This is a genomic window from Bradyrhizobium sp. B124, assembly GCF_038967635.1.
GTDB lineage: Bacteria > Pseudomonadota > Alphaproteobacteria > Rhizobiales > Xanthobacteraceae > Bradyrhizobium.
Genome location: NZ_CP152413.1, coordinates 4,071,976 through 4,097,991, shown reverse-complemented (window position 1 = coordinate 4,097,991; position 26,016 = coordinate 4,071,976). Strand labels below are relative to the sequence as shown.

The window sequence follows — 26,016 nt, the reverse complement described above, 5'->3', positions numbered from 1 at the left end:
GGCTGGTCGGGGGCTCAAACGTCGATCTCGGCGATCGGCTGGCCGGCCATCACGGCATCCTCGTTCTCGGCGAGGAAGCGAACGATCTTGCCGGCGGCGCCGGCCTTCACCTCATTAAACGATTTCATCACCTCGATGAGCCCGATCGTGTCGCTCTCCGCGACGACGTCGCCGTCGTTCTTGTAGACCGGCTTGTCGGGGGCGGGCTTGCGGTAAAAGATGCCCGGGAGCGGCGAGAAGATCTGCTGCGTTGCCATGGTTTCCTCGTAGGTAATTGGTTTTTTGCCGCGGCGGCTCAGCGTGCGGTGAGATAAGGACGAACCGCTTCGCGGACGGCCTCCGCGATGGCGACGGCGTTCGGCGTGTCGGAGTGAATGCAGATCGAATCGGCGCCGACCACGATGTCGTTTCCCGCCACCGTACGCGTCTTGCCCTCGTTGACGGCTCTCGCGCATCGGGTAGCGGCGTCGGCCGGATCCTTTGCCTCGTGCTCGCGCGTGATGATCAGGCTGCCGTCGGCATTGTAGTCGAGGTCGGCATAGTACTCGGCGACGAAGGCGTGGCCGCGGCGCTCATAGACCTGCTGGTGCAGCGTTCCCTTCATGCCGAGCAGCGGCACCTTGTAGACATCGGCGGCGTCAGCCACGGCTTCTGCGATGTCCTCGTTGCGCGACGCCATGCCATAGAGTGCGCCGTGCGGCTTGATATGATTGAGCGCCATGCCTTCGGCATCCAGGAACGCCTTGAGGGCGCCGATCTGGTAGAGCAGGCAGTTGGTCAACTCCTCGCGGCCGATCTTCATTTCCCGGCGGCCAAATCCCTGCAGATCCGGCAACGAGGGATGCGCGCCGACCTTGACGCCGAATTGCTTGGCGAGTTGCACTGTCTTGCGCATGTGGTTGAAGTCGGAGGCATGAAAGCCGCAGGCGACGTTAGCGACGTCGATATGGGGCATCAATGCCTTGTCGTCGCCCATCTTGTAGAGGCCATATGCCTCGCCCATGTCGCAGTTGATCACGACCATCTCCTGATTTCCTTCCAACTGGCTTTGCATACGACCGTCGCGGCCGCCCCCGGGTGCGTCTGACGCACCGGGGCGGCGCGTTGCCGGGTTACTTGGACACCAGATAATCAAGCGGGATCTTTTCCGAGATCGTCCACTGGTCGATCACCTTCGGCTTGCCGGCCTCGGTGTCGACGATCAGGTAACGGCCCTGGTTCTGGTGGTGGATGTCCTTGGTGAAGGTGCGCGGCCCGAACAGCGTGGACTCGTCTTTCATCTTCTCGAGCTCGGCGACGACGGGCGCCGCATCGGTCGATTTGGCGCGTTCGACCGCCTTGGCCCAGACATCGATCAGGACGTAGCCCGGATAAACGTACTGGCTGGACGGGTCGCCGCCGGTGACTTCCTTGTACTTCTTGTTGAACTCGTTGACCTTCGGGTTCGGATCGTCGCCGTAGACCGAGCCCTGCACGGGAACATAGAAGTTCGACAGATCCGGAACGGCGTTGATCCAGTAGCTGCCGTCGACGCCCGAGCCGTTGAGGATCATCGACTTGATGCCGGCGGCGCGGATCTGCTTGATGGCGGACACGGCGCCCGGCATCATCGTGCAGAGCATGATGGCGTCAGGTTCCTTCGGCAGGCTCTTGATGCGCGTGATCTGCGAAGCGATCGAGGCGTCGTCGTTCTTGAAGGTGTCGCTGCCGACCAGCTTGGCCTCCTTCAGGCGGGGCAGCATCCAGTCGAAGCCGTCGCAAATGCCCTTGTTGTAGACGGTCCAGCTGTCGAGCAGCCGATAGAAGCTACGCGCGTTCTTCTTGGTGTACGCCCATTCCGACATGGTTGCGCCCTGCACCGGTGCCAGCACCGAGGCCGAGAACGAGAACGGGCCGACGCCGGGAATCCCGGCCTTGATCGATTCGGCGCAGAGGAAGAAGGAAACCTTGCCGGCGGCCTGCGCCTGCAGCGCCGCGGGTGCGCCGAAATCGTAGTCACAAGAGACGATCACGAGGTCGGCGCCCTGGTCGAGCACCGCGAGACCGGCTTTGGCGCCTTCGGCCTGATCGGTCTTGGTGTCGGCAAACACCGGCTTGATCTTCTTGCCGAGCAGGCCGCCGGCCTTGTTGATCTCATCGATCCGGATCAGTGCCGCGTCCTGCGCCGGCTTGTCATAGGCCTGCATGAATCCGGATGCCGCGGTCGCAAAACCAACGACGATCTCGTCGGCCGCCTGGGCAGGTGTGAACCAGAGCGCGGATGCTCCGGCCAGAATGCCGAGTAATGTCGTAAAGCGCATATGCCACTCCTCCAATTTTACAAACGAGCGTCAGTGCAGTTCCTTCAGTGCGGTCTGGACGGGCCGGGTCAGGCGCCGCTGCAACGGCCATCGGCGCCAGGAGAACTCCCGGTTGCGGGTCAATCCCGTCGGCAAGTACATCAGGATCACGATGGTGATGATCCCGATCGCGATCTCCTGGACGCCGTTCGGCAGGCCGACGGTGTGCCCGCCCAGGCTGACGCCCTTCTCAAGATCACGGAACAGCTCGATCAGCACCGATATCGCGACCACGCCCGAGACCGCTCCGCTGAGGCTGTACATGCCGCCGACCACCAGCATCGACAGCGTGATGAAGGTGGTCCGCAGATAGAATGCGCCGGGATTGACGATGCTCAGGAAGTGCGCGTACAGCGCGCCGGCGAGCCCGATGATGAAGGCGCTGACGACGAAGGCGATCAACCGCTCGCGGACGACGTCGATGCCGGAGGCGCTGGCGGCGACCGCTTCGTCGCGCGTGGCGCGCAGCGCCAGCCCTGAGCGCGAGATCGAATAGAGATAGGCGATCGCGATCGCCACGGCGCCGCCGATCCAGGCGGTCCAGACATTCATGGTGGGCGGAATGCCGACGATCGAACCTTGTCCGCCCGTCACCGAATCCCAGTTCGAATAGACGTTGTTGATGACGCCGAGCAGGCCGAAGGTCGCAATCGAGGCGGCAATGCCCGACAGGCGCATGATGACGCGCCCGACGATCAGCGCGAACAATGCGGCAAACAGGCCGGAAATCGGCGTCGCCACCCACATCGGCAGTTGCGCATGAAGCAGCCACGCCGGCAGGCCCTTGAGCGTGATCGATTTCATCACCGGCGGAATGGTGAGCCAGGCGGTCATGTAGGCGCCGAGGCACATGAAGCTGATGTGGCCGAACGACAGCAGGCCCGAATTGCCGACGAAGACGTAAAGGCCGACCACCACCATGATGTTGATGAACATCTCGACCACGGTGCGGTTGAAGGCCCGGCTGCCGAACTGATAGGAGAGGGCGGCCATGATGAGCAGCGCCACGATCAGCACGATCGGCGTGATGATCGTTTGCCGGATGACGGACGGCCGCTGCGACATCGATCAGACCCTCTGCTTGGCGGATTTTGGTGCGAACAGGCCCTGCGGCCGCACCAGAAGGACGACGATGACGGCGCCGTAGACGAACGCGTCCCGGAACACGCGGGCGTCGTGCGGCAGGGTCGCTTGGAACACGACGCTGGCCGCACCGATCAGGAAGCCGGCGGCAACGGCGCCGGGAATGCTACCGAGGCCGCCGATCACGGTCGCGATGAACGCGATCAGCATCACGTTGGCGCCCATGCCGATGTCGGCGGTGCCGGAATTGGTCGCCAGGATCAGGCCGATCGCCGCCGCCAGCATGCCGCTGATGGCGAAGGCCAGCAGGATCACGCCGTTGGCGCGGACCCCGAGCATGCGCGCCATGGTGAAATTGTCGGCCGCTGCGCGCATCTCGAGCCCATAGCGCGTGCGCTTGAGGAACAGGACGAGGATCACAAGCACGGCCAGCGTGATGATGATGGTCACGACCTGGAGCATCGGGATGTGGGCGCCGAGGACTTCGACCGGCAGGCCGAGGCTCGGCCACAGCGTGATCGACTTGGGCCGACTGGAAAACAGCATCAGCAGGAGATGCCGGATGACGAAGCCGAGCGCGAAGGACGCGATCATCATCGTCGCCGGATTGGCGTTGCGGAAGCGGCGGAACACGACGACCTCCGACAGGATGGACAGCGCGGCGCCGATCAGCAGCAGCAGCGGGATCAAAAGATAGAACGGCAGCTGGCCGGCAAACACGATCGCCGCCGCATCGATCGACGGCCATAGCATGGCGAAGACGCAGAAGGCGATGAAATCGCCGTGGGCGAAATTGACGAGCCGCATGACGCCGAAGATCAGGGCGATGCCGAGCGCGCCCAGCGCATAGAGGCTGCCGAGGCTCAGCGCGTCGAAGATGATCTGGAGCAGCTCGCGCATCTCAGTGATCTCCGAAGCCGAAATAGGTCTGCTTCAGGCGATCGTCCCTGACCATGTCGGCCGCGGGGCCCTCGAGCACGATGCGCCCGCCGCGGATCAGGACCATCCGCCCGCCCGTCATCATGGCGCGCGTCGAGCTCTGCTCGACGATCAGCAGCGTGAGCTTGCGCTGGGCCCGCAGCCGCAGCAGGATCTCGTAGACCTGGTCGATGATCTTCGGCGCGAGGCCCAGCGATGGCTCGTCAATGGCCATGATGCGGGGCGCGGCCATCAGCGCGCGGCCAATGACCAGCATCTGCTGCTGGCCGCCGGACAGCATGCCCGCCGGGCTGTGGCGGCGCTCGGCCAGCATCGGGAATTCCTGGTAGACCCGATCCAGATCGCCGGCGATTGTCTTGCGGTCGGCGCGCATGCCGGTGCCGACCTTCAGATTCTCCTCGATCGTCAGCGCGCCGAAGACGTTGCGCCCTTCCGGCACCAGCGAAAACCCGCGCCGGGCGATGTCTTCGGGCGCGGCACCGGTGATCCTTGCGCCATCGATCATGATGGAGCCGGAGCCCGGCGGTACGACGCCTGCGATGGCGTTGAGCAGCGTCGACTTGCCGGCGCCGTTCGGGCCGGTCACGAACAGGATTTCGCCTTCGTCGACCGTCAATGTCACGCCGCGGAGTGCCGTGAGGCGCCCGTAGCTGACCGTGATGTCGTCGACGACGAGTGCGGTCATGATGCCACGGCCGCTTCGGCTGCGACCGGTGGAATCAATTCGTCGCGCTGCGTGCCCATATAGGCATGCCGCACGGCGTCGCTGTTGCGGATCTGGGCGGGCGGTCCGACTTCGATGATCTCGCCGGAATCGAGCACGAAGATGCGCTCGCACAGCTCCAGCACGAGGCCGATATTGTGCTCGATCAGCAGCACGCCGACATTGAGCTCGGAAGCGATCCTGCGGATGATGCCGGCGAGCTCGTGGCTCTCATGCTCCGACATGCCTGCCGCCGGTTCGTCGAGCAGCAGATATCGCGGTGTGCCCATGATGGCGCGGCCGATGGCAACGCGGCGCTCGTCGGTATACGGCAGCGCGCCGGCAATGCTGTTGGCGAGATGCGAAATGCCGAGCCAGGCCATCACCCGCTCGGCCTCGCTGATGGCGTCGGGACGGCCTTGACCGAGGCCGACGCCGGTCACTTCCAGGTTGTCCATCACAGGCAGGTCGCGGAAAAGCCGGCCTGACTGGAAGGTCCGCGCCACGCCTTTGCGTCGCAGCATGTGCGCTGCAATGCCGTTGAGTGGTTCTCCTTCCAGCTCCACAATGCCCGCGCCGACCGGCTGGAAACCGGTCAATACATTAATAAGGGTGGTTTTGCCGGCTCCATTGGGGCCAATCAGTCCGGCGATATGTCCCCGCGGCACGGCCAGTGTAACGTCGGACAGCGCTTTCAGGCCTTCGAATTGGACGCTGACACCGCGCGCGACCAATTCCAAACCTTCGGACATCATCCCAACGCCTTCTCACCCGGAACCGACGGATTGATCTTTCCGTTCCGTCGCGGGATTGTAAAATTCGAAATATCGTTCGCTGATATCGGAAATTTTTATGTCTCTGACGTTCCGTCAGGTTCGGCACTTCATCGCGACGGCGGAAAGCGGACGCGTTTCCGCGGCCGCGGCAGCTCTGAACGTGACGCAATCGGCGGTCACGTCGTCGATCAAGGCCCTTGAGGCCGAGCTCGGCCGCAAATTGTTCGATCGCCATTCCAACGGCGTGACGCTGACGTTTGACGGCCACGAGTTCTTGCAGCGCGCCCGCGCGATCGAGGCGAGCGTGTCAGATGCGACGCGGGGGCCGCATCGCTGGGGGACACAGGTCGACGGCACCGTGGACGTGGCCGTGAGCTATACGGTTGCCGGATATTTCCTGCCGCCGTTGCTGACGCGGTTCTGGCGGTCCTTCCCGGGCATCACGGTCCGGCTGCACGAGTTTCAACGCGATGCGATCGAGCAGAGCCTGATCAGCGGCAGCGTCGATGCGGCCATCATGCTGATCGCGAACCTGCATGACCGGCACTCCATTCGCTCGCGGCTGCTGTTGCGCTCGGCGCGTCGGTTGTGGACATGCGTCAATCATCCGCTGCTGCGCAAGGACAACATCAAGCTGACCGATCTGGCGAGCGAGCCTTATCTGATGTTGACCGTCGATGAGGCCGAGCGCTCCGCAATGCGCTACTGGCAACATACGGCGCACGTGCCCAACGTCATCTTCCGCACCCTGTCGGTGGAGGCCGTCCGCAGCATGGTCGCGACCGGGATGGGGATCACCATCCTGTCGGACATGGTCTACCGTCCCTGGTCGCTCGAGGGACATCGCATCGAGCTCAAGACGCTTGATGACGATGTCCATACCATGGATGTCGGGCTGGCCTGGAAGGGCAATGCGGCGCTTTCGCCGGCGGCCCGCGCCTTCTGCGAGTTCGTCGCCCATTCCTATCCCGGATCAGAGCCGTTCAAGCTCGACTAACATCCCGGAGAGGCGCCATTCCAACTCAGGCATGGAATTATTCGACCGGATGGTCAATAAATGCTGGTTCGGACGCGGCCCGGCGCAAGCAGGGCGGTGGTCCCGAAATTTTGCCGTCATTTGATTCACATCTCTGGACGAAGGCCGAATAGCCGGCCGGTGGAACGGAAAGACATGGCCCGATCGCGCGCCAAGGACTACGACGACAAGCGCCTCTCGATGCTGTATCGCTCGGCCGAGCTTTTTGCCGCATCGGGCTATGTCGGCACGTCGATGAACACGATTGCCGACGCCTGCGGTGTCTCGAAGGCGCTGCTCTATCACTATTATCCCGACAAGGAAGCGATCCTGTTCGACATCCTGTCGTCGCATCTCGAAAAGCTGGTGGCGGCGGTTCGGAAGGCGAGCGCGCAGGCCGGCGATCCGGTTGAGCGCTTCAGGACTATCGTTGCGACCTTGCTCGAGCTCTACCGGCATGCCGACGCCGAGCATCAGGTGCAGATCGCAAGTCTCAAGCTGCTGCCGAAGGACAAGCAGCAGCCGCTGCTGGCGAGCGAGCGGATCCTGGTCGGGATCATGTCGGATGCGCTCGCCGCGGCGGTGCCAGCGGCGAAGCAGAAGCGCGTCCTCAAGCCGCTGACGATGAGCGTGTTCGGCATGCTGAACTGGCATTATATGTGGTTTCGCGAGGGCGGGCCGATGACCCGCGCCGAATACGCCGACTTCGTCGCGCAACTGGTGTTGGCGGGTGCCGCGGATGCGGCCGTCAGCCGGCCGCGCAGCAAGGCAAAACCCGCCGGCCGAAGCCGGCAGGCCGCGTTGCTCTGAGCTGCGCGTTACGCCCGCATCGCATTCATCGTCAGAAGTTCATATGTCGCCGCGGTCTCGCCGGTCCCGGTCGTGATCTCGACGTCCCAGCGCACCTCGCCATACTGCTTGTTGCGCGGCGTCTTCTCCTTCGCGGTCAGGCGCACCTGGATCTGTTCGCCCGGTTGCACCGGTTTGACGAAGCGCAGGCTATCGAGGCCGTAATTCGCCAGCACCGGTCCGTAATCGGGATCGACGAACAGGCCGGCCGCGAACGACAGCAGCAGGTAGCCATGCGCGACGCGGCCCGGGAAGAACGGATGGCCCTTGGTCGCTTCCTCGTCCATATGGGCGTAGAAGGTGTCGCCCGTGAAATGCGCGAAGTGCTCGATGTCGTCGAGCGTGATCTGCCGCGCCTTCGAGACCAGCGTGCGGCCGATCTCGAGATCGTCATAGTGATAGCGGAACGGGTGCAGGTCACCTTCGAGCATCGGGCTGCCCTTGAACCAGCGGCCGGTGACGCCGCTCAGCATGCGAGGGGAGCCCTGCAACGCGATGCGCTGCATGTAGTGCTGGAGACTGCGGACGCCGCCGAGTTCCTCGCCGCCGCCGGCGCGGCCCGGTCCGCCGTGAACCATCTGCGGCATCGGCGAGCCGTGTCCGGTGTGCTCGGTCGCGCAGTCGCGATCGATGATCGCGACACGGCCGTGAAAACTACCGATGCCGAACGCGAGCTCGGTCGCGGCCGGGATGTCATGGGTGTAGACCGATGCGACGAGGCTGCCGCCACCGCGATTGGTCAGCGCGATGGCCTGGTCGAGATCGTCATAGCCTATCACGGTGCAGACCGGCCCGAACGCCTCGATCTCGTGGACCGCGGTTGCGGCGAGCGGCTTCGCGCAGTGCAGCAGCAGCGGCGGGACGAAGGCGCCGCGTTTGGCGTCGGCGTCGACCAGCGCGAAGTTGTCGGGATCGCCGGCCACCAGTTCGGCTTCGGTGCGAAGCCTCGCCACGTGAGCAAGCACGTCGCTGCGCTGGGCGAGGCCGACCAGCGGTCCCATCCTGACCTTCTCGTTCTCGGGATTGCCGATCGTGACCTTGGCGAGACGCTCGCGCAGCGCCGTGATGACGGCGTCGATCTGCGCTGCCGGCGCCAATGCGCGGCGGATCGCGGTGCATTTCTGCCCGGCCTTGACCGTCATCTCCTTTGCCACCTCCTTGATGAAGAGGTCGAACTCCGGACTTCCCGGCACGGCGTCCGGCGCCAGGATCGCGGCGTTGAGCGAATCCCGCTCCGCGATAAACCTGACAGCCTCGCGCGCGATGACCGGATGCCGTTGCAGCTTTTGCGAGGTGTCGGCCGAGCCCGTGAAGGACACCACATCCTGGCAGGTGAGATGGTCGAACAGGTCGCCGGTCGATCCGACGATGAACTGCAGCACGCCTTCCGGCAGTGCTCCGGATTCGGTGATCATCCGCGCCAGCTCGTAGGCGATATAGGAGGTGACGGTCGCCGGCTTGGTGATGACGGGAACGCCGGCGAGTAATGCGGGCGCCAGCTTCTCCAGCATGCCCCAGCACGGGAAGTTGAATGCGTTGATATGCACGGCAACGCCGTGCAATGGCGTGACGATGTGCTGACCGGCGAATGCGCCGCCCTTGGAGAGCCCCTCGACGTTGCCGTCGAGCAGGTACTTGGTGTTCGGAAGCTCGCGGCGTCCCTTGCTGGCATAGGCGAACAGCGTGCCAATGCCGCCATCGACGTCGATCATGGCGTCGGTGTGGGTTGCGCCCGCATGGAGCGACAGTTTGTAAAGTCGGTCCTTGTGCTGGCTCAGATAGTCGGCCAACGCCTTCAACAGGCCCGCACGCTGGTGGAACGACAGCTTGCGGAGATTCTTGCCGCCGACCGTGCGGCCATAGGCGAGGATCTCGCGCATGTCGAGATCGCTCCTGGTCGCGAGCGCCACGACATCGCCGGTCACGGCACTGTGAATCTCGGCAGCCGGTTCGCCGGAACCGGTCCAATGTCCACGGACGAAGCTGTTGAGCTTCATGACAGGCTCTGCCGTTCGCGCGGCGCCGGATTGAGGCTGTGTCATTGAAATCGAACCCTTTGACCTGTGATCTATGTTGCGTCTTGCCGTGTCGGCGGAATGTTCAATTCTGCGTCTAGGCGCGTCCGACGAAGCGCGGCGCGCGTTTCTCGAGGAACGCGGTCACGCCCTCGGCGAAATCCGACGTCCGCCCGGCGCGGCCCTGGAAATCGCGCTCGAGGTCGAGCTGCGCATCGAGCGTATTGGTCTCGGACGCATCGAGCGCCTGCTTGATCAGCGCTAGGCCATCCGTGGGTTGCGTCGCGAGGTTGGCGGCGAGGGCGTGAGCCTCGGTCATCAGATCCGCATCCTCAACCATCTTCCAGATCATGCCCCATGACTGCGCCTGTTCTGCGGAGACAGGCTCGGCCAGCAGGGTCAAGGCACGCGCCCGGGCAGGTCCGACCAGCCGCGGCAGGAACCAGGTGCCACCGGAATCCGAGACGAGGCCGAGCTTCGCGAAGGCCTGAATGAACTTGGCCGATCGTGCGGCGATCACGATATCGCAGGCAAGAGCCACATTCGCGCCAGCGCCCGCGGCCACACCGTTGACGGCGCACACGACCGGCATCGGGATGCTGCGCAGCTTGCGCACCAGCGGGTTGTAGAATTTTTCAATTCGCACGGAGAGATCCGGCGTCTCGCCCGGCGTGAATACGCCATCCGAAAGATCCTGGCCGGCGCAGAATCCGCGTCCGGCTCCGGTCAGGATCAGCGCGCGGCAGGATCTGTCCTGCTCGGCTCCGATCAGCGCGGTGAGCAAGGCTGTCTGCAGTTCGGCGCTGAATGAATTCAGGCGATCGGGCCTGTTGAGCGTCAGGACGCGATATCCGTCGCGGATATCGGTCAACACCAAATCGCTGACCATTATTACCTCCCGTTGCGGCTTCTGATGACCGAGGGTCGCGTGACCTTCGACCGGATTACTATTGACCGTCCGGTCAGTCAATTATAATTATCCGCGCTCCGATGCCGACGGCGTCTTCGGGTTTATCGAGCGAGGACAATTCTATTCCCGGTCGGGACTTCGCGCACGACGTCAGATGAGCTTCTCGCGCGCTGCGCTGCGTATTTGCGACGCTTATGCGCGATGCTTGACACTTGTCAGATCGAGCCATCGACGGAACCCGCGAAAGGTTCACGTTTGCGGCCGCGCTGCATGGCCCCCATGCTTCGCGGTGCGTCGCCACAAATCAGCCGTATATGAACCGCGACCTCCGCCGCCATGAGGGCGAGCCGATGACAATGCAGTCGGGCGATATCACAGGGTTTCGGTTTTCGACCGCGCATTTCGGCGAGCGAGACCGCTTGCCGATCTTTCGCGAGCAGATCGGGCGGATGATCGTCAAGCTCGATCCGGAGCCGCTCGACGACGGCGCGTTTACTGCCGAAGTCAATGTGCGCGAATTGTCCGGGCTCGGCATCGGATCGTGGGCGTGCAGCAATCTCAAGATCGCAAGACCGCGCGAACTGCTCGACGGCACCGACGACCTCGTGCTGACGATCATCACGAGCGGCAACACCCATGCTTCGCAGCGCGGCCGCGATATCGAGCTCGGCCCGGGCCAGGCCGTGCTGCAGTCGAGCGCGGAAGCCGGCAACATGGTGGTGCCAGTGTCACCGAGCCGCTTCGTCGGCCTCCGGCTGCCGCGCAAGGCGCTGGCCTCGCTGGTCAACGATCCCGAAGACATGCTGATCCGCCCCCTGCCGGCGAACACCGAGGCGATGCGGCTGCTGGCGCTTTACATCAGGGAGCTCGACGACAGCTACCAGCTTTCGACTCCCGAGCTGCGCGGCGCCGTCGTCAAGCATCTGATCGATCTCGGCGCGCTGATTATCGGCGCCAACCGGGATGCGGCGGTTGCCGCGGAAGACGGCGGACTGGCGGCTGCCCGGCTTGCCGCGGTCAAGGCCGACATCAGTGACAATCTCAGCTACGGCGACCTCACGCTGCCCGCGGTGGCTGCCCGGCTGAAGCTCACGCCGCGTCATATCCAGAGGCTGTTCGAGAGCGCGGGGTCGACATTCTCGGAATTCGTGCTCGGCCAGCGCCTGGCGCGCGCACATCATCTGCTGACCGATCCGCGCCACAGCCGCACCACCATCGGCACGATTGCATTCGAAGTCGGGTTCGGCGATCTGTCCTACTTCAACCGCACCTTCCGCCGGCACTACGGCGTGACGCCGTCGGATATTCGCGCGGTGCCGCGGCGTTCCTGATCGATCGTCCGGATTCCCGTTGTGCGGCCCGACCGCTCTCTACGGCTCTCCGCAACCAGGCACCCGCCGGATCTGTTCGATCAGCCGTTGGTGACGCTCTGCGGATAGCGCGCGCTCGTTCGCGCACATCAGCATGGCGACGCATGTCGCCTGCGGCGCGGAGGGCCAGGCGATGGTGCCGTCGATCACGCCGTCGCATTTGAGGTAAGCATTCTTCGCATCCCAACGGATTGCGCCTTCGGGGGTGGATGTCGCGGCTGCCGCGATGACCGCCATTGCAACGAGCGCGGCGGATCGAAGCGTCCAAGGAAATTGTTCGAGAAGGCGCTTGTCAATCTTCATGGCGATCGGACGTCGTGCGAGGCAGCCGATCATTAAGGGCGCGTCGGCGCGCTCGCAAGCCTGTCGTCCGGCATAACGTGTGATGTCGAAGAGAAAAGAGCGTGGCCGTCGCGAACCTGTTGGGTGTTGGGCGCACTCATTCAGGAAGGATTGCGCTTATGTCGGCTTCACTCATTCGATCAGCATCAGTGATTCTCTGCCTTCTAGCGGGAATAGCGCCGATCGCCACCGAGGCCGCGGGAGCGAAACCTGTGCTCAGTATCGAGAACGGGTTCCAACAGACCGTTGCGGTCTCGGCCGGGAGCGAACTCTCGTTCGGATCACCGCGGCAATCGCCGATCCGGCCTGGTGGCACCGCCGCCGGCGAAATCACGATCTCGCTTGCGGCCGGCGCTGCCGCCGGTATTGCCAAGCTGCATGTTTTCGAGCGCAGTGCTGTCCCGATCGGTTTCACGGTGACGGCCTGGCAGGGCCGGAAATCGATCGCTGTCGTCAAGCTTTGCGGTCATCTCGCGCAGACATGCGGTCGACGCCCTTGCTGTTCTCCGATGACCGCGAGCAAGCGCGCCCCCTATCTGCCAACCCGAATTAGCGCCGGCGCGTTCCGCACATGATGAGCAAGTCCAGGATCCTCGCGAAACCGGCCGTGCGCCTCGTTCTCTGCCTTGGCGGGTTGGCCGCCCCGGCGTCGGCACAGTCCACCGATCCGCATCAACCGACGGTGCTCGGCGCCGGTGTCAATCGCTCCAACATCACCAATGATATCAGCGGCCATTACTACAGCTTCATGGTGGGGCCGGGCCATGTCGACGTCGAGCTCGCTTTCAAGGAGATGGGGGTGTTCGGCCGTCCGCTGTCGCAACATCTCAACTTCGACTTCTGGAATGCGGACGGCGTTCGGCTATCCCACATCGAAGTCCTGTCGCAGGGCGGCATCGCCGGCCGGCACACCGATGCCGATTTGCCGGCGCGACAGCGAATCAATCTGGCGGTCTCGACGCAATGGGGTGCGATCAAGGTCGGCGGTTACTACGAGATCGAGCCGAAAGGCGCTGTTGAGGCGGCAGCACCACCGGTCGGAGCCGACGTCAAGCCGGCGGAGTCCGAGCCGCTGGTGCGGCCGTGATCGAACAAGCCATCAGCTGTGTGCTGACGCGCACACAGGGCGATTCCAGGCGCCAATGCACGGCAACGTGTTTCACATTGTTGCCCGATGTCGCATATGTCCAATCCCCCGTCGCCTCAGTCCGAGCCTGCTGCTCATCGCGCGCATACAAGGCAGCCCCCGGCGATCGTTGCGGCCGGCCATACCAGTCGATTGCGATGCATTGAGGCGACTTGAGACCATCGAGGAGAATATGATGAAGTTTGCACTTCGAGGATACTTCCTTGCGCTTGGCACGAGCCTGGCATTGTCCAGCGCGGCCATGGCCCAGGATATCAGTGTTGCCGTGGTTGGGCCGATGACCGGCTCGGAGGCGAGCTTCGGTCAGCAGTTCAAGAACGGTGCTGACCTCGCCATCGCCGATATCAATGCGGCGGGCGGCGTGCTCGGCAAGAAGCTGAAGCTGGAAGTCGGCGACGACGCCTGCGATCCGAAGCAGGCGGTGTCGGTTGCCGAGAAGATGGCAGGCGCGAAGATTCCGTTCGTGGTCGGGCACTTCTGCTCGTCGACCTCGATTCCTGCCTCGGACGCCTATGCCGAGGGTAACGTGCTGCAGATCACGCCGGGTTCGACCAACCCGCTCTTCACCGAGCGCGGATTGTGGAACACGTTCCGCGTCTGCGGCCGCGATGACCAGCAGGGCATGGTCGCGGCCGCCTATATCATCAAGAACTACAAGACCAAGAACGTCGCGATCATCCACGACAAGACGACCTACGGTAAAGGCCTTGCCGACGAAACGAAGAACGCCATCAACGCGGCGGGCGTGAAGGAAAAGCTCTATGAAGCCTACACCAAGGGCGACAAGGATTTTGCCGCGCTGGTGTCCCGCTTCAAGAAGGAGTCGATCGATTTCGTCTATGTCGGAGGCTACTACGCCGAGGCGGCATTGATCCTGCGCCAGATGCGCGAGCAGGGCGTCAATGCCGTGCTGATGGGCGGCGACGCCTTGGTCGACAAGCAGTTCGCCGCGATCGCGGGTCCGCTTGCCGAGGGCTCGCTGTTCACCTTCTCGCCCGATCCGCGCAAGAAGGTGACCGCGGCCGCGACCTTGAAGAAGTTCAAGGACAAGGGCATCGATCCGGACGGCTATACGCTTTACAGCTATGCCGCCTTCCAGATCTGGAGCCAGGCCGTCGCCCGTGCCCAGACCACGGACGCCAAGAAGATCGCGGCGACCATCAAGAGTGGACACTGGGACACCGTGCTCGGCAACATCAGCTACACGCCGAAGGGTGACATCACCCTGATCGACTACGTCGTGTACCGTCGCGACAAGGACGGCAACTACGCCGAGTTGCCGGCAGCCGGTCAATGATCGCTGGTCGCGACATCGGCGCTCCTCCCTGATCGATGTCGCGGCTGTGCCGGCTCACAGCGCCAACGGACCAACCCTCTGCCAGCCCCGAGGTGTTGGCGCTGTGATGCCTGGTCCGCGGCGGACAAGGCAGGATGCCGCATGAGTCATCGAGCTGATCCCGCAACAACGATCCCTTTGAATCCAATTTCGATCGATCACGGCAACCCAAGAGGCAACACGTGTCTGACATAAGTCTGAGCAATGGCGGCGGCCGCGGCGGTTCAGCCGATTGGCACGGTGCGGGACAATCCCAAGGGGCATCCCATTCATATCCGTTGCTGGTTCACGATCACGGCCTGGCGACGGCGCTGAAGCTGTTGATCGAAACCTTGCCCTATGCGCTGGCGCGCTGGGGCGTGCTGCTGGCCTTTGCCGCGGCGTGCGCCATCTGGGCGGTGGTCGCGGTCGGCGGCGCGGTTTGGCTCGGCACCCATGTCGCCAGCGTGTTTGGCTATTGCTGGCTGCTTGGCATCCTGTTGCCCGGCGGATGGATCTGGGGCGCCGTCCTGCGCTACACGCTTCACATGATCGCCTGCGGCCATGTCGCCGTGTTGACCGAGCTGATCACGCGCGGCAGCATCGGCAACGGCAGCGAAGGGCAGTTCGCTTACGGCCGCCGGATCGTGATGGACCGGTTCGGCGAGGTCGCGATCCTGTTCGGACTTGGTGCGCTGATCCGCGCCGTGCTCCGCGCGTTTCACAATGCGCTCGATACGCTTGGCGATTGGCTGCCGGCGCCCGGCATGAAGGCGATCGTCGGTCTGCTCAACACCATCCTGTCGGCCGCGACGCGCTATCTGGACAAGGTGGTGCTGTCCTACGATCTGGCGCGCGGCGGCGGCGATCCGAGGCGCAGCATCCAGGACGGACTGGTCTATTATTGCCAGAACGCCAAGCCGATCCTGGCGACGTCGGTCTGGATGGTCGTCGTCGAGCGGATCCTGAGCATCCTGCTTTGCCTGCTGCTGCTGGTCCCCGCAGGGGTGGTGACGGTCTGGCTGCCTGAGGCCGTCAGGGAATATGGCGCCGTGGTCACCGTCTTCATCGCGGCCCTGCTGGCGGTGACGGTGCGCGCGGCATTCATCCAGCCGCTATTCCTGATCTGCATGATGATCCGCTTTCACGCGCTGATCGAGAACCAGCCGATCAATTCGACCTGGGTCGGTTATCTCGACGGCCTCACAGACAAGTTCCGGCAGATCGGACGCTGAGACTGGCGGATGGCAGCTCACGCCGAATTGCAAGCCGGCCGGACGGTACCGGATGCTGATGGTATTTCGCAACGGAGATGTTTGGTGACCGACATTACGCTCGACAATAACGGCGTCAGGCTTGCGGCTTCGGTCGATGGCCCGCCGGACGGTGAACCGATCCTGCTTCTGCACGGCCTGTCGCTCAGCCGAGACACATGGCAGGAAACCGGCGGCCGGCTCAAGGACCGATATCGGGTCTGGACCCTGGATTTCCGGGGACACGGGCACTCGGATCGGGCCCCGAGCTACGCGCTCGCCGATTATGTCTCGGACGCGGAGACCGCATTGGCGGCAATCGGGCGTCCGGCGGTGATCGTCGGGCACTCGCTCGGCGGCTGTGTGGCCGGTGTGCTGGCACAGCGCGGTGATGCCAATGTGCGCGCCGCCTTCCTCGAGGATCCGCCATGGTATCTTGGGCAGCCGGGCGAGTGGGAGAAATCGGCATTCCCAAAGCTGTTTTCGATCGTCAGCGCGCGTCAGGCGGCGTGGCAGCAGGCGCGCGCGCCGCTCGGCGCCTACCTTGCGTTCCTTGCAGACTCTCCGACGCCCATGGGCGGGATCGGCTGCGATCATTTCGGCTCCCGTCATCTGTTGAGCCATGCGTCAGCGCTGCAGCGGCAAGACGCGCGCTGCTGGGCGGACGGAAACGTTGCGACCTCCGTCCTTGCTGCGATTCCGACCGGGCGGGAATTCCTTTGTCCCGTCAGGATCATTCAGGCCGATCCCGGATGTGGGGCAGCCTTGCTGGAGGACCACGATGCGCGCTTCGCGCACGACAATCCGCGTGCCGACATCGTTCGCTATGAGGGATGCGGCCATTCACCCCACCGCGCCATCGCGTTCGAGCAGCGCTTCGCGGCGGATCTGCAAGCATTCCTGTCGGGCCTGCGGCCGGCTTGAGCACGGGCGCGGCCGCCTCCATTCACGAACCGAAGACGGGTAGATCCATGCAAGAGACCTCCGGCTACGATCCGAACTATGTGATGGGGCGTTCGACCGCGGAGACCGACAGGCTCAAGCGCCAGTCGCAGCTCTACGATGCGTCCACATGGCAACTGCTGAAGGAGGCCGGGCTCTCGCGGGGCATGAAGGTGCTCGACGTCGGAGCCGGAGCCGGCAGCGTGTCGTTCATCGCCGCTGGCCTGGTCGGCGAGAGCGGGGCGGTCGTCGGGGTCGACAGCAACCCCGCCATCGTCGAGGAAGCCGCGGGCACGGCGCGTTCGCTCGGCCTCCGCCAGGTCTCGTTCCGGGTCGGCGATATCAGCACGATCGAGCTGGACCGCGATTTCGATGCGGTCGTCGGCCGGCTCGTGCTGATCTATGTGAAGGATCCCGCGGCGCTGATTCGGCACTTGCTCGGGCACGTCAAGCCCGATGGCGTCGTGGCGTTCCAGGATCTCGACTGGGGCGAGGGGCCGATCGCCAATCCGCCGTCGCCGCTGCTGTCGCAGGCGTGGGGCACTGTGAAGGAGATGTTCAAGCGGGCGGGTCTGAACAACCGCATGGGATTGTCGTTGCACGGCGCCTTCGTGGCAGCCGGGCTTCCCGCGCCGCGCATGAGCCTGTTTGCGCCGGCCGGAGGCGGGGCGGATTTCGACGGTTACGATTACATGGCGAGCGGCCTGCGCAGCAATCTGCCGCATATCGTCAAGCTCGGCGTCGCCACCGAAGCGGATCTGGCGCTGGACAGGTTTGCCGAGCGCCTGCGCAGTGAGGTGGTCGCCATGCAGGGCGTTTTTGTGCTGCCGACCTTCGTCGGCGCATGGTCGCGCAGGCAGCCGGGCTGAACCGCGACCTCAGGCATTGCCGACGACCGCGTCGATGAACGTCGCGGCCAATTCCCTCAACTGCTTGCGGCTGTACCCGGCGCGCTCCATCACGGCCAGCCCGCGGGTGTACGTCACGATGACGCGCGCCAGCCGGTTCGCGTCGGCCGCGCTGCGCTTGCCCGGCGCCGTGCCGATGGCCTTGCCGATCAGCTGCTCAAGCCGCGTGAGTACATCCTGCACCCGCTGACGCACATCCGTGCTTGAAATGGCCGCGTCGAGCGCTGTGCGTGTGGTCAGGCAGCCGCGTGGCGGCGAACCGTCGGTCATGTTGACGATGATCATGTCGAAGAAGCGCCTCAGCCCCGCCGCGGCGTCGGCGTTGGACAACGCGTTGCCGGCCGCCTCCAGGAACTGCCCGGTATACTGATCGAAGGCGCGCAGGAAGATCGCTTCCTTGTCGCCATAGGCGTTGTAGAGGCTGCCGCGCTGCACGCCGGTCGCCGCAGCGAGGTCCTGCATGGTCGCGTCGTGCAGCCCCTTGCGCCAGAACACGTCGAGCGCGGTTGCGATCATCTCGTCCTCGTCAAACTGACGCACGCCTACCATGCGATTCGCTCCACCGGATCATTCTTGACATAATTGTCAAGTTTGACGATTATGTCAAGAATGGTCCCTCGGGAGGTTTTCATGATTACCGCCGTCACGACGTTCAAATTGCCGAAGCCGGTCACCCGCGAGGAAGCGCGCAGCATCTTCCTGAGCACCGCACCGCTCTATCGCGACGTACCGGGGCTGTTTCGCAAGACCTACGTGCTGTCCGAGGACGGCATGACGGCCGGAGGCATCTATTTCTGGAACTCGAGGGGTGAGGCGGAAGCGCTGTACACCGCTGCGTGGCGCGCCCGCGCCCGGGACAAATACGGCGCCGATCCGACGGTCACATATTTCGAGAGCCCCGTCGTGGTCGACAATGTGACCAAGGAGATCAGCTCCGACGACGAATAGGCTCACGTCGTCAGGTCGGACCCACGATTGCGCGGAACTTTCGACTGTCGCTTGACGGCGCGTCCGCTTGTGCTCGGCTCGCCCGCGAGGCTACTCTCCCTGCAAGCAAGAAAACTGCACGGGAGCCGTCACGGTGAACCAAACTCCATCCCCACATCCGGCGCTGCCCCGCCGCAGGCTCGGCCGCACCGGGCTCGATGTCTCCATCCTCGGCTTCGGCACCGCGCCGCTCGGCGACCTCTTTGCGCGGCTCGACGACGCCACAGCGATCGCGGCAGCGGAGCGGGCGTTTGCGCTGGGCGTGAACCTGCTCGATTCCTCACCGCTCTATGGGCATGGTCTCGCCGAACATCGCTGCGGCACCGCGCTACGCCGCGTGGCGCGTGACGATATCGTCGTCTGTACCAAGGTCGGGCGCTGGATGGACGCGTTCCATGGCCGCGGCGACGGCTCGAACTTTGTTGGTGGCCAGCCGCATCGTGCGGTGGTCGACTATTCCTATGACGGCACCATGCGCTCGGTCGAGCAGTCGCTGCTGCGGCTCGGCACCGATCATATCGACTTGCTGCTGATCCACGACGTCGACGTCTGGACCCATGGTGCCGACGCGATCGAAGCCAGGTTCCGCGAGGCGATGGAGGGCGCCTATGTCGCGCTCGACAAATTGCGCGCCGAGCGCGTGGTCAAGGGCATCGGGATCGGCGTCAACGAGGCCGAGATGTGTGTGCGCTTCGCCAGGGCCGGCACGTTCGACACCATGCTGCTCGCCGGCCGCTACTCGCTGCTCGAGCAGCCGGCGCTCGCCGAATTCCTGCCGCTGGCGCAGGCGCAGGGCATCGGCGTGATGCTCGGCGGCGTGTTCAACTCCGGCATCCTGGCAACCGGCGCGGTTGCCGGCGCCAAGTACAATTACAAGGACGCGCCGCCCGACGTGATGAAGAAGGTGGCGGCAATCGAGCGCGTCTGCCGCGCCCACGGTGTGGCGCTCGCGACCGCCGCGCTGCATTTCGCGCTGGGTCATCCGGCGGTCGCGAGCGTCGTGCTCGGCGCACAGACGCCGCAGGAGGTCGAGCGCAACGCCGCCGCCTTGTCGTCGCCCGTCCCCACCGCGCTGTGGCGCGACCTGAAAGCCGAGGGGCTGCTCGACCAGCACGCGCCGGTGCCGGCATGATGCGGATCGATGCCCATCACCATGTATGGACCCTGGCGCGCGCCGATTACGGCTGGCTGACGCCCGAACGCGGGCCGATCTACCGCGACTTCGGCCTGCCCGATTTGATGCCGCATCTGGCCGCGGCCGGGATCGAAGGCACGATCCTGGTGCAGGCGGCGCCGACCGAGGCGGAGACGGCGTTCATGCTTGACGTCGCCAAAGGCGCGGAGCTGGTGCGCGGCGTGGTCGGCTGGATCGACTTCGATGCTGACGACGCCGCGACGCGGGTCGACGCGATCGCCGGGCGCGAACTGCTGGTTGGCCTGCGGCCGATGGTGCAGGACATCGCCGACGACGACTGGCTGCTGCGGCCGGAACTGGCCGCGCCGCTCGAGGCCATGGCGCAGTACGGCCTCGTGTTCGACGCGCTGGTATTGCCGCGCCATTTGCCGCGGCTCGTTCAGGTGGTCGATGGCCATCCGGACCTGCAATTCGTGCTTGACCATTTCGGCAAGCCGCAACTCGCAACTGGCGACATCGCGGCCTGGAAGCGCGACATCGCAAGCCTTGCGTCACGGTCCAACGTCGTCTGCAAGCTGTCGGGCTTGGCGACGGAGGCCGCGCCGAACTGGCAGGTCGCCGATTTCCGCGAGGCGGTGGATCATGCACTGGCATGCTTCGGGCCGCAGCGCATGCTGTGGGGCAGCGATTGGCCCGTCGTCAACCTCGCCGGCGGCTATGCGCACTGGTTCGCCGCCGCCGAGAGCCTGCTTGCTGATTTGTCAAGTGAGGCAAGAGCTGCGATTTTCGGCGGCAATGCGGCGCGGGTGTATTTGTCAAGCCGTGGGCGGCCAACATCCCGGAAATAGCGCGCGCGGCGCGCCAAATTTGATCCACAGCGCGCCTTGATGAATCATTCCGGGATGGTCCATAAGCGGCGTCCGCGCCATCGGTGATTTGGCGGCGCAACGGGGTGAGAGAGACAGGCGTGGCAAAGATCCATCATCAGATTGCGCAGGAGCTGGGAGTTCGCGACGAGCAGGTCGAGGCGGCGGTGACGCTGCTCGACGGCGGCGCCACGGTGCCGTTCATCGCGCGATACCGCAAGGAGCTCACCGGCGCGCTCGATGACGCCCAGCTGCGCACGCTGGAAGAGCGGCTGACCTATTTGCGCGAGCTCGAGGAGCGCCGCACCGCGGTGCTCAACTCGATCCGCGAGCAGGGCAAGCTCGACGCCGCGCTCGAAGCCCAGATCATGGCCGCCGACAGCAAGGGCCGCCTGGAAGACATCTATCTGCCGTACAAGCCGAAGCGTCGCACCAAGGCCGAGATCGCCAAGGAGGCCGGGCTCGAGCCGCTCGCCGATCGGCTGTTGACGCAGCCCGAGAGCGATCCGAACGAGGCCGCTTCGCCCTTCGTCAATGCCGAAAAACAGGTCGCCGACGTCGCCGCCGCGCTGGACGGCGCGCGTGCGATCCTGGTCGAGCGCTTCGCCGAGGATGCCGATCTGATCGGCGCGCTGCGCGAGGAGATGTGGTCGAACGGCATCATGGCCTCGACCGTCCGTACCGGCAAAAAGACCGAAGGCGAGAAGTTCAAGGACTATTTCGATTTCTCCGAGCCGCTGCCGAAGCTGCCGTCGCACCGCATCCTGGCGCTGTTCCGCGGCGAGAAGGAAGAGATCCTCGACCTCGCGATCAAGCCGGAGGCCGAGGCGCCGGCGGTCGGCGTGCCCGGCCTCTACGAGCTCAGGATCATGAACCGCTTTGCGATCTCGAGCCAGGGCCGCAAGGGCGACAAGTGGCTGACGGAGACGGTGCGCTGGGCCTGGCGCACCAAGATCCAGATCCATCTCAACATCGACCTGCGGATGCGGCTGTGGACCGCGGCGGAGACCGAAGCGGTGCGCGTGTTCGCCTCGAACCTGCGCGATCTGCTGCTGGCGGCGCCGGCCGGCCCGCGCGCCACCATGGGGCTCGACCCCGGCTATCGCACCGGCGTCAAGGTCGCGGTGATCGATGCCACCGGCAAGGTGGTGGCGCATACGGCGATCTTTCCGCACGAGCCGCAACGGCGCTGGGACGAGGCGCTGGCCATCCTTGGCAAGCTCGCGATCGAGCATGGCGTCGAGCTGATCGCGATCGGCAACGGCACCGCCTCGCGCGAGACCGACAAGCTCGCCGCCGAGCTCGTGAAGCGGCTGCCCGAGCGCAAGATGACCAAGATCGTGGTCTCCGAAGCCGGCGCATCGGTCTACTCGGCCTCCGCCTTCGCCTCGAACGAGTTGCCCGACCTCGACGTCACCATTCGCGGCGCGGTCTCGATCGCGCGGCGCCTGCAGGATCCGCTGGCCGAGCTGGTCAAGATCGATCCGAAGGCGATCGGCGTCGGCCAGTACCAGCACGATCTCGGCGAAGCCAAGCTGGCGCGCTCGCTCGATGCCGTGGTGGAAGACTGCGTGAACGCGGTCGGCGTCGATGCCAATACCGCCTCGGTGCCGCTGCTCTCGCGGGTGTCGGGCATCGGGCAGGGGCTGGCGCAGAGCATCGTGCAGCACCGCGACGCCAACGGCCCGTTCAAGTCGCGCAAGGCGCTGAAGGAGGTGCCGCGGCTTGGGCCGAAGGCGTTCGAGCAGTGCGCCGGCTTCCTGCGCATCAGCAACGGCGAGGACCCGCTCGATTCATCCGGCGTACATCCGGAAGCCTACCCCGTTGTGCGCCGCATCCTCGAGGCCACCAAGAGCGACATCAAGGCGCTGATCGGCAACGCCGACGTGGTGCGCGGGCTCAGGCCGCAATCCTTCGTCGATGACACGTTCGGTCTGCCGACCGTCACCGACATTCTGCGCGAGCTGGAGAAGCCCGGCCGCGACCCGCGTCCGGCGTTCAAGGCGGCGGTGTTCAAGGACGGCGTCGAGGAGGTCAAGGATCTCAAGAAGGGCATGATCCTCGAAGGCACCGTGACCAATGTCGCCGCCTTCGGCGCTTTCGTCGATATCGGCGTGCACCAGGATGGCCTGGTGCATATCTCGGCGATGTCGAGGAATTTCATCAAGGACCCGCGCGAGGTGGTGAAGCCGGGCGACATCGTCAAGGTCAAGGTCCTGGATGTCGAGGTCGCACGCAAGCGCATCGCGCTGACGCTGCGGCTTGACGACGAGATCGGGCCGAAGAAGGACAATGCGGGACCGTCACGCGATTTCTCACGCGGCTCGGCCAAGATGACGTCGTCAGCTCCGCGCAAGCCGCAGGAGCAGTCGGGCGGCGGTGCGCTCGCCGAGGCGCTACGCCGCGCCGCCGAGAAGAGCGGACGCGGCAAGCCGACCTGAGCGAGGTGAGGGCGGCAAGCTGCGCTCGCCGCCCTGTTTCAAATCGACTGCGTGACGCGTCCGGCCGAGTCGCCCGAGCTGCCCGTCAACCTGAGGTGCCCGCGGAGCGGGCCTCGAAGGATGAATCGGCCAGAGACGGGGCCGTGCATCCTTCGAGGCTCGCAAGAGCTCGCACCTCAGGATGACGGGACGTAGTGCTTCATTCGTCAAGGCATTGCGTTACAATTTACCGGCTGCGAACTTTGCGAGCGCGTCCGCCACGCCCTTGCCGTAGGCCGGATCGGCCTTGCCGCAATTCGCAACATGCCGTTCCTGGATGTGCTTCGACGCCTGGCCGACCTGGCGGGCGGTGTTGTCGAACAGCGCCTTCTTTTGCGCGGCATTCATCTTGCGGAACAGATCGCCCGGCTGCTGCCAATGGTCGTCATCCACGCGATGATCCCAGTGTCCGGCCGCGCCAGAGATTTCGAGCGGCGGCTCGTTCAGCTGCGGCTGGTCAGTCCATTCGCCGTGGCTGTTCGGCCAATAGGTCAGCGTGCCGCCCAGATTGCCGTCGGTGCGCATCGCGCCGTCGCGATGATAGCTGTGGAACGGGCATTTCGGCGCGTTGACCGGGATCTGGTGGTGGTTGACGCCGAGCCGGTAGCGCTGTGCGTCGCCATAGGAGAACAGGCGGGCCTGCAGCATCTTGTCCGGCGAATAGCCGATGCCGGGCACGACATTGGCCGGCGTGAACGCCGCCTGCTCGACCTCGGCGAAGACGTTCTCTGGGTTGCGGTTGAGCTCGAAATGGCCGACCTCGATCAGGGGATAATCCGCCTTCGGCCACACCTTGGTCAGATCGAACGGGTTGAACGCGAAGGCCTTGGCCTGCGCGTCCGTCATCACCTGGATGAACAGCGTCCAGCGCGGGAAATCGCCGCGCTCGATGCTGTTGAACAGATCGCGCTGGTGGCTCTCGCGGTCCTTGCCGATCAGTGCCTCGGCCTCGGCGTCGGTCAGGTTCTGCACACCCTGCCGGGTGCGGAAATGGAATTTCACCCAGACGCGCTCGTTGTTCGCGTTGATCATGCTGTAGGTGTGGCTGCCGAAGCCGTGCTGGTGACGGAAGCTCTTCGGGATGCCGCGCTCGCTCATCACGATGGTGACCTGGTGCAGTGCTTCCGGCAGCAGCGTCCAGAAATCCCAGTTCATGTCGGGGTCGCGCACGCCCGTGCGCGGATGCCGCTTGATCGCGTGGTTGAGGTCGATGAAACGCAGGGGATCGCGGAAGAAGAACACCGGCGTGTTGTTGCCCACCACGTCCCAATTGCCTTCGTCGGTGTAGAATTTCAGCGCGAAGCCGCGGATGTCGCGCTCCGCGTCCGCCGCGCCGCGCTCGCCGGCAACGGTCGAGAACCGCGCGAACATCGGCGTCTGCTTGCCGATCTCCGAGAAGATGCTGGCTTTGGTGTAGCGGGTGATGTCGTGGGTGACGGTGAAGGTGCCGTGCGCGCCGGCGCCCTTGGCGTGCATTCGACGCTCCGGGATCACTTCGCGGTGAAAGTGCGCCAGCTTCTCGATCAGCCAGACATCCTGCAATAGCGCCGGCCCGCGCGGCCCCGCCGTCATGATGTTCACATTATCGGCAACGGGTGCGCCGGAGGCGTGGGTCAGAAACGGTCTCTTGATCTCGTCGCTCATCGAAAGCTCCTTGCTGGAAGTCAGCACTCGTCGTCCCGGCGCCCAGAGAAGCCCGGCGAAAGACGATTGCATCGCGGATGGGTTACGGCCGGCGCGACGGGGAGACCCGGTAATCGACAAATTGTGAACCGGGTCTACGATCCCGCCACGACGACGTCGTTTCTTGGATGGCTGCAGGATTAAGAAACCCGGCGGATCGATTCAACGCGCGCTAACCGCTGATTCCAGCCAAATGTCCGTCGATCTCGGCCAACGCAGGCGCGGCCCGCGATCCAGGCATTTGCTGCGCGTGCCGGCCTCCTCGCCAATCCTAAATCCGGCGTCAGAATCTGGCGCATTTGTCAGTTGAAGTCGGCCTCACGCTTGCGTCTTCTGATCATGCTCTGCGTGCGGCGACACGAGGTTCGCCGCGGTCCCAATCAGGGAGGATTTCATGACGAACAGGCTCTTCACGCTTCTCACGGCGGCGACGCTCGCCGTCAGCGTCGCGCTTGCACCCGTAGCCTTGGCCAGAGGTGGCGGCGGTGGCGGTGGTGGGCACGGCGGTGGCGGTGGCTTCGGTGGCGGCCATGGCGGCGGTTTTGGTGGCGCCATGGGCGGCGGCATGCACGGTGGCGGTTTTGGTGGCGGAATGCATGGCGGTGGCTTCGGCGGCGGCATGCGTGGTGGAGGTATGGCGTTCGCCGCCATGGGCGGCGGCGGACATTTTGCCGGTGGGCATTTTGGCGGCGCGCGCTTCGCCGGCGCACCGGCGTTCGGCCCGCGCTTCGCCGGTGCCGGATTCCACGGCTCGCACTTTTTCCATCATGGCGGCTTCTTCCACCACCATCACCGCTTCCATCGCTTCGCCTTCTTCGGCGGGCCCGCCATCTATGCCGATTACTATGACGGCTGCTACCGCAGGGTATGGACGTCGTACGGGCTGCAATGGGTCAATGTGTGCGGGGACTATTGGTGATCGCCCAACGAACCGCACCGTTGTCGCGGCCGTCGCCAGG

26 protein-coding genes are annotated in these 26,016 nt (G+C 64.7%); 14 read left to right on the top strand and 12 right to left on the bottom strand.

Annotation, left to right across the window (positions count from 1 at the left end; genetic code table 11):
* Window positions 1-14 precede the first annotated feature (14 nt).
* The 7 genes from AAFG13_RS19700 to AAFG13_RS19670 all read right to left on the bottom strand — a co-directional run bounded on the left by AAFG13_RS19700 (window position 15) and on the right by AAFG13_RS19670 (window position 5,816).
* Window positions 15-257: an acetyl-CoA carboxylase gene (locus tag AAFG13_RS19700; protein ID WP_021082329.1), complete on the bottom strand. Its 243-nt coding sequence runs from the start codon at window positions 255-257 to the stop codon at window positions 15-17.
* A gap of 38 nt (window positions 258-295) precedes the next feature.
* Window positions 296-1,024 (bottom strand): LamB/YcsF family protein, encoded by a 729-nt coding sequence (locus tag AAFG13_RS19695; RefSeq protein ID WP_092124377.1) that lies wholly within the window; start codon window positions 1,022-1,024, stop codon window positions 296-298.
* A gap of 88 nt (window positions 1,025-1,112) precedes the next feature.
* Window positions 1,113-2,300: an ABC transporter substrate-binding protein gene (locus AAFG13_RS19690; protein ID WP_212315838.1), complete on the bottom strand. Its 1,188-nt coding sequence runs from the start codon at window positions 2,298-2,300 to the stop codon at window positions 1,113-1,115.
* A 30-nt stretch (window positions 2,301-2,330) separates the two neighbouring features.
* Complete coding sequence (locus tag AAFG13_RS19685) at window positions 2,331-3,404, bottom strand: branched-chain amino acid ABC transporter permease (protein WP_342713056.1); 1,074 nt, start codon at window positions 3,402-3,404, stop codon at window positions 2,331-2,333.
* A gap of 3 nt (window positions 3,405-3,407) precedes the next feature.
* A complete protein-coding gene (locus tag AAFG13_RS19680; RefSeq protein ID WP_092124380.1) occupies window positions 3,408-4,322 on the bottom strand; it encodes a branched-chain amino acid ABC transporter permease in 915 nt (304 codons plus the stop codon).
* 1 nt (window position 4,323) lies between these two features.
* Window positions 4,324-5,046, bottom strand: coding sequence for an ABC transporter ATP-binding protein (locus AAFG13_RS19675; RefSeq protein ID WP_342713055.1), 723 nt, complete (start codon window positions 5,044-5,046; stop codon window positions 4,324-4,326).
* On the bottom strand, window positions 5,043-5,816 hold the full coding sequence (locus AAFG13_RS19670) for an ABC transporter ATP-binding protein (protein ID WP_342713054.1): 774 nt from the start codon (window positions 5,814-5,816) through the stop codon (window positions 5,043-5,045). The genes AAFG13_RS19675 and AAFG13_RS19670 overlap by 4 nt, the downstream gene beginning before the upstream one ends.
* 100 nt (window positions 5,817-5,916) lie before the next feature.
* Between AAFG13_RS19670 and AAFG13_RS19665 the strand changes: the two genes are divergently transcribed.
* Both AAFG13_RS19665 and AAFG13_RS19660 read left to right on the top strand, forming a co-directional pair.
* Complete coding sequence (locus AAFG13_RS19665; protein WP_097673243.1) at window positions 5,917-6,837, top strand: LysR substrate-binding domain-containing protein; 921 nt, start codon at window positions 5,917-5,919, stop codon at window positions 6,835-6,837.
* A gap of 174 nt (window positions 6,838-7,011) precedes the next feature.
* Window positions 7,012-7,665: a TetR/AcrR family transcriptional regulator gene (locus AAFG13_RS19660; protein WP_212316453.1), complete on the top strand. Its 654-nt coding sequence runs from the start codon at window positions 7,012-7,014 to the stop codon at window positions 7,663-7,665.
* Window positions 7,666-7,673: 8 nt separating this feature from the next.
* Here AAFG13_RS19660 and paaZ read toward each other — a convergent pair whose 3' ends face one another.
* Both paaZ and paaG read right to left on the bottom strand, forming a co-directional pair.
* Complete coding sequence (gene paaZ / locus AAFG13_RS19655) at window positions 7,674-9,701, bottom strand: phenylacetic acid degradation bifunctional protein PaaZ (RefSeq protein ID WP_342713053.1); 2,028 nt, start codon at window positions 9,699-9,701, stop codon at window positions 7,674-7,676.
* Between the two features lie 115 nt (window positions 9,702-9,816).
* Window positions 9,817-10,608: a 2-(1,2-epoxy-1,2-dihydrophenyl)acetyl-CoA isomerase PaaG gene (gene paaG, locus AAFG13_RS19650; protein WP_342713052.1), complete on the bottom strand. Its 792-nt coding sequence runs from the start codon at window positions 10,606-10,608 to the stop codon at window positions 9,817-9,819.
* Window positions 10,609-10,979: 371 nt separating this feature from the next.
* Here paaG and AAFG13_RS19645 point away from each other — a divergent pair, with 371 nt between their 5' ends.
* On the top strand, window positions 10,980-11,960 hold the full coding sequence (locus tag AAFG13_RS19645; protein WP_212408748.1) for an AraC family transcriptional regulator: 981 nt from the start codon (window positions 10,980-10,982) through the stop codon (window positions 11,958-11,960).
* Window positions 11,961-11,999: 39 nt separating this feature from the next.
* Here AAFG13_RS19645 and AAFG13_RS19640 read toward each other — a convergent pair whose 3' ends face one another.
* Complete coding sequence (locus AAFG13_RS19640) at window positions 12,000-12,302, bottom strand: hypothetical protein (RefSeq protein ID WP_342713051.1); 303 nt, start codon at window positions 12,300-12,302, stop codon at window positions 12,000-12,002.
* Between the two features lie 101 nt (window positions 12,303-12,403).
* On the opposite strand from AAFG13_RS19640, the gene AAFG13_RS19635 reads away from it, so the two are divergent.
* From AAFG13_RS19635 to AAFG13_RS19610, 6 genes are all read left to right on the top strand, one after another.
* Complete coding sequence (locus AAFG13_RS19635; RefSeq protein WP_342713050.1) at window positions 12,404-12,916, top strand: hypothetical protein; 513 nt, start codon at window positions 12,404-12,406, stop codon at window positions 12,914-12,916.
* Window positions 12,917-12,948: 32 nt separating this feature from the next.
* On the top strand, window positions 12,949-13,428 hold the full coding sequence (locus AAFG13_RS19630) for a hypothetical protein (protein WP_342713049.1): 480 nt from the start codon (window positions 12,949-12,951) through the stop codon (window positions 13,426-13,428).
* Between the two features lie 235 nt (window positions 13,429-13,663).
* A complete protein-coding gene (locus AAFG13_RS19625; RefSeq protein ID WP_342713048.1) occupies window positions 13,664-14,785 on the top strand; it encodes a branched-chain amino acid ABC transporter substrate-binding protein in 1,122 nt (373 codons plus the stop codon).
* A 221-nt stretch (window positions 14,786-15,006) separates the two neighbouring features.
* Window positions 15,007-16,038: a hypothetical protein gene (locus AAFG13_RS19620; RefSeq protein WP_342713047.1), complete on the top strand. Its 1,032-nt coding sequence runs from the start codon at window positions 15,007-15,009 to the stop codon at window positions 16,036-16,038.
* 84 nt (window positions 16,039-16,122) lie between these two features.
* Entirely contained in the window at window positions 16,123-16,980 is an 858-nt protein-coding gene (locus AAFG13_RS19615; RefSeq protein ID WP_342713046.1) for an alpha/beta hydrolase, read from the top strand.
* A gap of 47 nt (window positions 16,981-17,027) precedes the next feature.
* Window positions 17,028-17,867, top strand: coding sequence for a class I SAM-dependent methyltransferase (locus AAFG13_RS19610; protein WP_342713045.1), 840 nt, complete (start codon window positions 17,028-17,030; stop codon window positions 17,865-17,867).
* A 9-nt stretch (window positions 17,868-17,876) separates the two neighbouring features.
* Here AAFG13_RS19610 and AAFG13_RS19605 read toward each other — a convergent pair whose 3' ends face one another.
* Window positions 17,877-18,422: a TetR/AcrR family transcriptional regulator gene (locus AAFG13_RS19605; RefSeq protein WP_283815117.1), complete on the bottom strand. Its 546-nt coding sequence runs from the start codon at window positions 18,420-18,422 to the stop codon at window positions 17,877-17,879.
* A gap of 114 nt (window positions 18,423-18,536) precedes the next feature.
* Here AAFG13_RS19605 and AAFG13_RS19600 point away from each other — a divergent pair, with 114 nt between their 5' ends.
* The 4 genes from AAFG13_RS19600 to AAFG13_RS19585 all read left to right on the top strand — a co-directional run bounded on the left by AAFG13_RS19600 (window position 18,537) and on the right by AAFG13_RS19585 (window position 23,335).
* On the top strand, window positions 18,537-18,854 hold the full coding sequence (locus AAFG13_RS19600) for a monooxygenase (protein ID WP_342713044.1): 318 nt from the start codon (window positions 18,537-18,539) through the stop codon (window positions 18,852-18,854).
* Window positions 18,855-18,987: 133 nt separating this feature from the next.
* Window positions 18,988-20,025 carry an aldo/keto reductase gene (locus tag AAFG13_RS19595; RefSeq protein ID WP_342713043.1) on the top strand — a complete coding sequence of 346 codons (1,038 nt, stop codon included), beginning with the start codon at window positions 18,988-18,990 and terminating at the stop codon, window positions 20,023-20,025.
* A complete protein-coding gene (locus tag AAFG13_RS19590; protein ID WP_342713042.1) occupies window positions 20,022-20,876 on the top strand; it encodes an amidohydrolase family protein in 855 nt (284 codons plus the stop codon). The genes AAFG13_RS19595 and AAFG13_RS19590 overlap by 4 nt, the downstream gene beginning before the upstream one ends.
* A gap of 119 nt (window positions 20,877-20,995) precedes the next feature.
* Window positions 20,996-23,335: a Tex family protein gene (locus AAFG13_RS19585; RefSeq protein WP_342713041.1), complete on the top strand. Its 2,340-nt coding sequence runs from the start codon at window positions 20,996-20,998 to the stop codon at window positions 23,333-23,335.
* 219 nt (window positions 23,336-23,554) lie between these two features.
* Here the strand turns inward: AAFG13_RS19585 and AAFG13_RS19580 are convergent, their stop codons facing one another.
* Window positions 23,555-25,018, bottom strand: a complete 1,464-nt coding sequence (locus tag AAFG13_RS19580; protein WP_342713040.1) for a catalase — start codon at window positions 25,016-25,018, stop codon at window positions 23,555-23,557.
* Between the two features lie 433 nt (window positions 25,019-25,451).
* Between AAFG13_RS19580 and AAFG13_RS19575 the strand changes: the two genes are divergently transcribed.
* A complete protein-coding gene (locus AAFG13_RS19575; protein WP_212315808.1) occupies window positions 25,452-25,976 on the top strand; it encodes a hypothetical protein in 525 nt (174 codons plus the stop codon).
* Window positions 25,977-26,016: the final 40 nt, after the last annotated feature.

Bases quoted from the DNA above. Each gene is read 5' to 3' on its own strand.
- AAFG13_RS19700 (WP_021082329.1), bottom strand. From the start codon at position 257: ATGGCAACGCAGCAGATCTTCTCGCCGCTCCCGGGCATCTTTTACCGC.
- AAFG13_RS19660 (WP_212316453.1), top strand. From the start codon at position 7,012: ATGGCCCGATCGCGCGCCAAGGACTACGACGACAAGCGCCTCTCGATG.
- AAFG13_RS19675 (WP_342713055.1), bottom strand. From the start codon at position 5,046: ATGACCGCACTCGTCGTCGACGACATCACGGTCAGCTACGGGCGCCTC.
- paaZ (WP_342713053.1), bottom strand. From the start codon at position 9,701: ATGAAGCTCAACAGCTTCGTCCGTGGACATTGGACCGGTTCCGGCGAA.
- AAFG13_RS19685 (WP_342713056.1), bottom strand. From the start codon at position 3,404: ATGTCGCAGCGGCCGTCCGTCATCCGGCAAACGATCATCACGCCGATC.
- AAFG13_RS19640 (WP_342713051.1), bottom strand. From the start codon at position 12,302: ATGAAGATTGACAAGCGCCTTCTCGAACAATTTCCTTGGACGCTTCGA.
- AAFG13_RS19600 (WP_342713044.1), top strand. From the start codon at position 18,537: ATGATTACCGCCGTCACGACGTTCAAATTGCCGAAGCCGGTCACCCGC.
- AAFG13_RS19590 (WP_342713042.1), top strand. From the start codon at position 20,022: ATGATGCGGATCGATGCCCATCACCATGTATGGACCCTGGCGCGCGCC.
- AAFG13_RS19645 (WP_212408748.1), top strand. From the start codon at position 10,980: ATGACAATGCAGTCGGGCGATATCACAGGGTTTCGGTTTTCGACCGCG.
- AAFG13_RS19690 (WP_212315838.1), bottom strand. From the start codon at position 2,300: ATGCGCTTTACGACATTACTCGGCATTCTGGCCGGAGCATCCGCGCTC.
- paaG (WP_342713052.1), bottom strand. From the start codon at position 10,608: ATGGTCAGCGATTTGGTGTTGACCGATATCCGCGACGGATATCGCGTC.
- AAFG13_RS19610 (WP_342713045.1), top strand. From the start codon at position 17,028: ATGCAAGAGACCTCCGGCTACGATCCGAACTATGTGATGGGGCGTTCG.
- AAFG13_RS19575 (WP_212315808.1), top strand. From the start codon at position 25,452: ATGACGAACAGGCTCTTCACGCTTCTCACGGCGGCGACGCTCGCCGTC.
- AAFG13_RS19605 (WP_283815117.1), bottom strand. From the start codon at position 18,422: ATGATCGCAACCGCGCTCGACGTGTTCTGGCGCAAGGGGCTGCACGAC.
- AAFG13_RS19680 (WP_092124380.1), bottom strand. From the start codon at position 4,322: ATGCGCGAGCTGCTCCAGATCATCTTCGACGCGCTGAGCCTCGGCAGC.
- AAFG13_RS19695 (WP_092124377.1), bottom strand. From the start codon at position 1,024: ATGGTCGTGATCAACTGCGACATGGGCGAGGCATATGGCCTCTACAAG.
- AAFG13_RS19670 (WP_342713054.1), bottom strand. From the start codon at position 5,816: ATGTCCGAAGGTTTGGAATTGGTCGCGCGCGGTGTCAGCGTCCAATTC.
- AAFG13_RS19665 (WP_097673243.1), top strand. From the start codon at position 5,917: ATGTCTCTGACGTTCCGTCAGGTTCGGCACTTCATCGCGACGGCGGAA.
- AAFG13_RS19580 (WP_342713040.1), bottom strand. From the start codon at position 25,018: ATGAGCGACGAGATCAAGAGACCGTTTCTGACCCACGCCTCCGGCGCA.
- AAFG13_RS19625 (WP_342713048.1), top strand. From the start codon at position 13,664: ATGAAGTTTGCACTTCGAGGATACTTCCTTGCGCTTGGCACGAGCCTG.